This window comes from Pedobacter sp. 01N416 (assembly GCF_056399685.1).
In genome coordinates this window covers 1-5,274 of sequence record NZ_JBFTRT010000457.1, presented here as the reverse complement: position 1 = coordinate 5,274, position 5,274 = coordinate 1, and the positions used below count along the sequence as shown (strand labels likewise).

General features: G+C 39.2%; 5 protein-coding genes. 2 read left to right on the top strand and 3 right to left on the bottom strand.

Going from position 1 to position 5,274, the window contains the following annotated elements:
- Positions 1-239, top strand: a 239-nt coding sequence (locus tag AC1DND_RS21385) for a hypothetical protein (protein WP_477584650.1), incomplete at its 5' end; no start/stop codon positions are given.
- A gap of 120 nt (positions 240-359) precedes the next feature.
- Here the strand turns inward: AC1DND_RS21385 and AC1DND_RS21380 are convergent.
- Together AC1DND_RS21380 and AC1DND_RS21375 are read right to left on the bottom strand one after the other, a co-directional pair.
- Positions 360-1,151, bottom strand: coding sequence for a hypothetical protein (locus tag AC1DND_RS21380; protein WP_477584649.1), 792 nt, complete (start codon positions 1,149-1,151; stop codon positions 360-362).
- 22 nt (positions 1,152-1,173) lie between these two features.
- The gene (locus AC1DND_RS21375) at positions 1,174-2,067 is read right to left on the bottom strand and encodes a TssN family type VI secretion system protein (protein ID WP_477584648.1); all 894 of its coding nucleotides are present in this window, start codon (positions 2,065-2,067) and stop codon (positions 1,174-1,176) included.
- Between the two features lie 116 nt (positions 2,068-2,183).
- Here AC1DND_RS21375 and AC1DND_RS21370 point away from each other — a divergent pair, with 116 nt between their 5' ends.
- Complete coding sequence (locus tag AC1DND_RS21370) at positions 2,184-3,122, top strand: type VI secretion system baseplate subunit TssG (protein ID WP_477584647.1); 939 nt, start codon at positions 2,184-2,186, stop codon at positions 3,120-3,122.
- Between the two features lie 411 nt (positions 3,123-3,533).
- On the opposite strand, the gene AC1DND_RS21365 is transcribed toward AC1DND_RS21370, so the two are convergent.
- Positions 3,534-5,274 (bottom strand): type VI secretion system baseplate subunit TssF (locus AC1DND_RS21365; protein ID WP_477584646.1); only part of this gene is annotated, 1,741 nt, incomplete at its 5' end.

The following is a 5,274-nucleotide window of genomic DNA, read 5'->3' as shown; positions in this document are numbered from 1 at the left end:
GAACAGGAGAGCGGGTAACGGCTAATTCGAGTATTTATACAAATACCATAAAAGGCGTATTTATTATCGTTGATGATAATAATAAACTTGGTCTGTCAGAACAGGGAGATGATTTAAAAATTAGCGGTACTTCAGTAGAAACCAAGCAAACTAAATCTGTTGTGATTAAAGTAAGTGGAGGCAAGTGCGCTTGTCACATCAATAAAATTTCAGGACCGGAGCAGGTTGCTTTCGATTAAAATTTATTCCAAAAGCGGAGGTCGGATTGCCCTGTTAATTTTTAACTGACAAGAATAAAAAAAGCTGTACCCGGTTTCTCTGGGTACAGCTTCATTATTAATTTACTCCGAGAAATAATTTTAATCCAGCAATGTCCAGGTTTTTCTGGCCTGTACCTGCTGTACAACTTGCTGTTCGGCAACCACAATATTTTCTTTGCGCTGGCCAATATATTCTAATCCACTCAATTTATTCCAAAGCGCTACCAATACACTCATAAATTCGTTGGCCATTAGCATACTGTTGTTAATTTGTTTATGATCGTAAACCAGTTCGATGGTTTTGGCTAAAAGCTCTTCAAAGTTTCCTGGGGTTACATCTTTCCACTCGTAAAAATACTTTAACAGTTCTTCTCTTTCGCGGGGATCAATCAGTTTAATGGCCGTAAAAAAAATGTGCGCCAAACTGGAGAAATAACCTACTAAAACTGCTGGCGATTCGCGGTGCGCAATGTTTCTGTACTCGTAAAATAAACCTGCAATGTAATCTACAATTTTCTCTGAGATTAAACGGATGTTCCTGCCTAGCGGCGTAATGTTGTCCCTTCCTCCTGTTTTGTCGATGATTTTAAAAGCCGCCAGCTGTAAATCATTTAGTAAAACACTAAAAGATTCATAATATCTAATCAGGGCTGGATGACTTGTTATAGTTGAGCTGGGCGGTATATAACTGCTGTTTATTGATAACCTGCCATTTTCGTAGTAAACCTGCCCGATGGTTAAGAAATAGCTATCTGCAGTTTTATTTAGGTGTAGAGAGGCGGCATCGCGTACAAAGTCCTGCAAATAAAGATCACTTAATGTAAAATGATCACTGGAAAGTTTCATGCCATTAATCCAGTTAATGGATTTATATTTTAGCGGCTTTATCATGGTAGATGTTTTTAATTATAGATTAGATAAAGATAGCACTTTCTCCAACTTCATTGGGTTTGTTTGCGTTTTCAGATACCCGTTTAGCGTAAATCGTCATTTTTTCGGTAATGCCATTTTCGATAATGTCGAGATCAGGATCGATGAAAATATTGCGTTTAAAAAAAGAAGTTTTGATAAAGAAAATCCATTTATAATTTTCCATATCGTCGCCCCTGAATTCTACAGGGCTTTTGGCAAATTTTAAATTGTAATCATCAATAAACTTGTGGAACCAGATACCGAAGTTCATGTTCTCTACAGCTTTTACCTTTACCTTTAAAGGTTCGGGATCGCTGCTTTTTTTGTAAAGCTCCAGCTCCAGTACCAATAAACGGTTAAAATCTACATGGTCCATGTTGATGTCCAAAGGAGTATCAGGATATTTCCAGATCTTGTAGATTTCTGAAGGGATACCAAGCAGTGAAACATAAGCCCACCAAAAAATAAGTGGAACAAAAAAGCAGGTGATACTGCCAGCACCAAACCACCCAAAATTTACCGAGCTTAACCAGTTAAAGGCAAGCTGATATAAATAAACAGCTAAAATGGCCGAAATTAAAGTAGCGAAAAAGATAAAAACCTTGCGCTCCAGTACATCTTTAGGGTAGTATTTGGTTAACAGATAAACGAAAACCGTGCCCATCAAGAGATAAAAAATACAGCAGATAATGTAGCCCCAGGGCATGAAATTAAAGTTTAGGAACCCTAAAAATCCCGGAAGGGCTAAAATAATGCCGATGAGCAGAACACTTACGATAAGTCTTTTGTTATTGAGAAACTGGTTCTTTTTGTTGATGATAGAAAGCACCGCTGTTGATACGATGAAGATCAGCGGGAACAAGAGAAAGCGGATAAAAAATGATTGAACGTCCATTAAATTTTTATAGATGAGATGTATTGCAAATATAGTATCTTTAATATTTGATTATAATCGTTATTTTTTCGGTAATAAAAATTTAACCTATAACAAAAATGAAGCCTTAAAGTTTAATGAAAAAGGAAACTTTGATTAATAACGAACTATTTACAGATTACAAGGCCGTTGCCCACGCTGCCGACCTGATTGAACGTAAGGTAATTGATGCCAATAGGATTGAAATTATCCCATTGGGCCCCGATAAACGTGCTTTTGCAAAAGATATTGAGGATACAACGGCTTATTATTCTGAAAAAAGAAGGCACGAACGCATCCGCATCAGTACCAACCGCGAAGGATTGTATGATATGCTGCCTGAGGGGCTTTTCCACCGTCCGCCAACCGGTAGTGCCGGTATGGACGAGGAATCTATGATTAAAGATATCAGGGATAGGAGAGAGGAAGAAAAGGAAGCCAGGTTATTTTTTACACCCTTTGATACGGAAATTAATTATGTAAGGATCATGACCGAGCTATATGAAAATATGCTCGATAAAAAAACAACCTATTCCGATTTAAGTCAGATTTTTGAATTTGGATGGGATGAGTTTAATTTGCTCAACAAAGAACAAAGCATCATCTGGATGCACCTGCTGCCCGAAATCCAGCAAAAGAGAAATGACATCGGTTTTGTTTCAAAAGTACTTACTGCACTGTTCAACCTGCCACTTACCATTGTGGATGCTACAGCCAATATTGCACCGGTAAAAATTGCTGAAGAAATGCAGATGCAGTTGGGTGGAAGCGCATTGGGGATTGATACCATCATTGGTGATAGCTTTACCCCCGAACACGAAGCTTATAATGTTAATATCGGTCCAACTTCGCCACAGGAACTGGTTAAGTTTATTCCCGGACAAAAAAACAGGGCCATTTTGGATATGGCCATCAGCTATTTAATCCCTGTTGATGCAGAGGTTAACGTAGAACTCCTTACCGCACCCGATTATCAGGAAACAGTATTGAGCGAGGATGGTGAAAGTGCTTATTTAGGGTATACGGTATATCTTTAGTTAATATGAAGCTGTAACAAGCAGCGAGAGTTCGTCATTGCGAGGAGGCTTTTTCAGCCGACGAAGCAATCTTACAACGATCGCTATCCTCGCAATACCTCATTTCGAGCGTAGTGCAACGCAGCCGAGAACCCAAAGGCTCTGCGAAGCAAAATCTGTCTAGATGGATCTCTCCATTTCGCTGCGTTCTGGTCGGAGATGATGGCCTGGTTTGTTAAACTGCATCCTGAATGGAGTCGAAGGATCTCCAATCTGCAATGCTCCGGATATGAAGATGTTTTTTTACTCTTTTCTTGACTCGATCCTCATGCTGAACTTGTTTCAGCATCTTTCATGCTAGATAGACCCTGAAATAAATTCAGGGTGACGAACTGCTTTAGAGGACTGAATAGATAAAAAAGTTACTTTAAATTAAACCGCTTTATAAAACGCTGGCTTTAACAGCATACGGTAATGCACATTCATCGTACTCCTTAGGTTTAATTTCGCTAAAGTTAAACTCAGCAGTTCTTCCCAATCCTGCCCGCTAAGGTTAAGCTGATCTGCAGGTTCGATCAAAATATCAGTGGTCTTAATAAAGCCTGCGTTTGGTTTATTATCCATTATCAAGCCTTTGGCCAGGGTAATGCCCTTTAATTTGTTGCCCAGTTCGTAACGGCAAAAATTGATCACATCAGCCTTCGTAATAATCCGGTCGGCTGTGGTTAAACCATATTTATAAGCCTGCACCCTGTTGGTTGCATTCAATCTCGACCGGCCGCCTTTCGTTTGGCTCAATAAAAAGATACTCTCTGCATTTACCTTATTGTTATCGTATACCACTAAACGGCTTCCGGCATTAATGTGGTTGGCCTCTTCTGCTTGTGTAACCCAGATATCGAGGAATAAAATATCCGCATCATCAATCGGTTTCAGTACAATATAGCTGGGCAGTTCTTTAATGTCTTTAAGCGCCGAGCGGCTTTTTTGTTCAATAAGCGCAATATTCTGTTCCAGATTTTTAAGTATGGTACTTAAAAAATCAGGTCCGTAAGCAGTAAAAGCTGCTTTCTCATCGCGTAAAAGTTCAAAAAGGTAATCTACCAGCTCTTTGGCATTTCTCGTATCAAAACGCTCGGTGCCTCCGTACCGGATCGAGAAAGATCCGTCTCCTTTTTCGTTCTCATTGGTGTAAGGAATCTCATTGTAACTTTTCCCTTTATTATCCTTCAGGTTTTCTACCGCAAGCATCTGATCGAATGATTCCGTTTTAATCGGGATAATATTGTTCATCGTTTTAAGCCGGTGTTTGATCTGGCTTAACCGTTTATTTACCACCGAGAACGCATTGATATAAATATGAAGCTCGTTCAACATTTCCTGGTTTATAGCTGCGGGAAAAATTACTTTAAGCCATTTTACCGAATTATCGATCTGGTTTAAAACAGCCGGCTGGAATAGGTTGGCAAACTCAGGAGGGAGTTCTCTGCTTTCGTCGATATTAAAATCATTAAGATCGCCCAGGGTAATAAACCTGTTGCTGTAAAACTGTAAAACATCTGCTTTAATCAGATTAAGCAATTGTTTGTGCTGAAACGGAGCCTGTACCTTACCCGTTAAAGGCTCATCCATAAAACGTTCTGTATAGGCGGTGAGCTCGTTGTTTTTGTAGAACCATTTCCCCAGCGAGAGCAGATCGTAAGTGTTTTCGGGCACCGAATAATTTTTCCAGTCGAAAAATAAATTCAGTTTATTAAAATCCATCCAGTCTTTAATGCCGTTAAAACCTATGTATACGGTGTTTTTCTCTACAGAAGTGCCCGAAAGGGTATTGTGTATAGGCTGTTTGCCCAATTGTTCTACATTAAAAAGGGTATTTCCGGTAACGATGTATCTTATCGATGCATTATTTAACTTTACGGTATGCAGCGGGCTAAAAAAAATATCGGTTTTCTTGGCCTTATCATTTTCCTGCGGGATATTCTTTTTAAATGCAAACTGCGAATAGATCGAAAGGTAGTCCTGTTGTTCAATCGGCCTGGCGTGCATAATGGCATGGGCCGGTAACGATGAAGTTAAATGATCGGGCGCTAAAATACGGCTGATCTTATCAAAGATCCTGTTCTCTAAATTTTTAACATCATTGGATACATTAAAAAGCTCATTGCTTAAT